1 protein-coding gene is annotated in these 1,778 nt (G+C 63.3%); it reads right to left on the reverse strand.

All coding sequences use genetic code 11. The features are described 5' to 3' along the window. A partial coding sequence (locus tag WA989_RS02075) for a helicase-related protein (protein ID WP_424338870.1) occupies positions 1-1,701 on the reverse strand: 1,701 nt, incomplete at its 3' end. Positions 1,702-1,778 lie beyond the last annotated feature (77 nt).

The raw sequence follows: 1,778 nt of genomic DNA on the forward strand, positions 1-1,778 counted from the left end.
CAGGAGGCGCGCGACTTCAGCCTCTTTCCAGCTGATCGTGCCGGCATCTGTCAGCGCGAAAGCCTCTGCGGGCGCGCCCGCGATCTCGCCAAGCCGCTCTGCCATGATCGGGACGAGTGCGGTTACAGCGGCAGACCGCACAGCCTTGCCTTCGAGCGTCTGCGCGGTTGAGGCAGGCTCGAAATGCAGGCCGACAAGCTTGCCGACAACGTGGCCTTCTACGGTTACTTCGCCGGTGTCAGACAATTCGGTCACAAGCAGGTCTTCCCTATTGAGGCCCGCGAGCAGGGCCGTCGTTCTGCGGTCAACAAAGCGCAATGTGAGCGCGGCGTGAAGGGCATCTGACAATCTGTCCTCGATTTCACGCGTCTTGTCCCGCCAGTAGGCCGGGTTTTCCAGCCAGTCTTCACGGTGGGCGGCATAGGTCCAGGTGCGGATCATGGCAAGCCTGTGCTGGAGGCTCGCAATATCAGGCACATTGGCTTCGAGGTTCTCCATGCGCAGCGCCATGGCCGTGTCGCCAAGGCGGGCATCAGGGTCGGCCAGCGTTTCAGCAAGGCCGAGGACGAGGCGCCCATGGCCTTCATGGCCGGCTTTGCGGAAATCGGGCAGGCGCGCGAGATCCCAGAGGCGGCGGACCTTCCGTTCGCCGCGCACCTCAGGGCCAATGTCTCCATCTTCGGCCATGCGGCGCAGCACCCATTCATCGAGCGCATGCGGGTTCTGGCGCAGGGCCGGGTGGCCGGATGGTCGCGCCAGGCTCGCAATCAGCGTTTTGATCGAGCGGTAATCGAGATCGGAATTGCGCCATTGCAGCTCATCGACCGGATCGAAGCGGTTTTCCTCGATGGCGCGGTAGATCTCTTCCTCGAAGGGTGGGCAGTCGCCTGTCTCGCCAAATTCGCCATCTGTGCGGAAGCGGCCAGCCCGGCCAGCGATCTGGCCGCACTCGGCCGCCGAGAGAAAGCGCCGCCGCCGCCCGTCAAACTTGGAGCGGGCCGCAAAGGCAATCCGCTCGACATCGAGATTGAGGCCCATGCCGATCGCGTCTGTGGCGACGAGATAGTCCACCTCGCCGGACTGATAGAGGGCGACCTGGGCATTCCGGGTGCGCGGGCTGAGGGCTCCCATCACGATGGCGGCCCCGCCCTTCTGGCGTTTCAACAGCTCGCCAATGGCGTAGACCTGCTCTGTCGAGAAGGCGACGACCGACGTGCGCTTGGGCAGTTTGGTGACCTTGGCCGGGCCGGCATAATGAAGTTCGGAAAAGCGTTCTCGGGTATCCGTTGAGACATCGAGATCAAGCTCACGCAGCACGCCGCGCATGGTCTCTGCGCCGAGCAGCATCGTCTCTACCGTGCCGCGCGCCTTGAGGATGCGGTCTGTGAAGACGTGGCCGCGATCATCATCCTCGGCGAGCTGGATTTCGTCGATGGCCAGAAATTCGACCCGTTTCTGCACCGGCATGGATTCCACCGTGCAGACCCAGTAGCGCGCCTGCGGCGGTTCAATCCGCTCCTCGCCGGTGATCAGCGCGACGGCCTTCTCGCCCTTCGCCTTCACGACCCGGTCATACACCTCGCGCGCGAGCAGGCGAAGCGGCAGGCCGATCATGCCGGTGCCATGACCCATCATCCGCTCGATGGCGTAATGCGTCTTGCCGGTGTTGGTCGGACCGAGAACGGCCTTCAGGGTGCCCATGGCTCAGGATTTGCCGTTTGACGGGTCTCAGAACAAGGACTTATTCAGCAGAAGGGTAAAAATTGGGGACGCTCATG

This window comes from Henriciella sp., assembly GCF_049649345.1.
Lineage (GTDB): Bacteria > Pseudomonadota > Alphaproteobacteria > Caulobacterales > Hyphomonadaceae > Henriciella.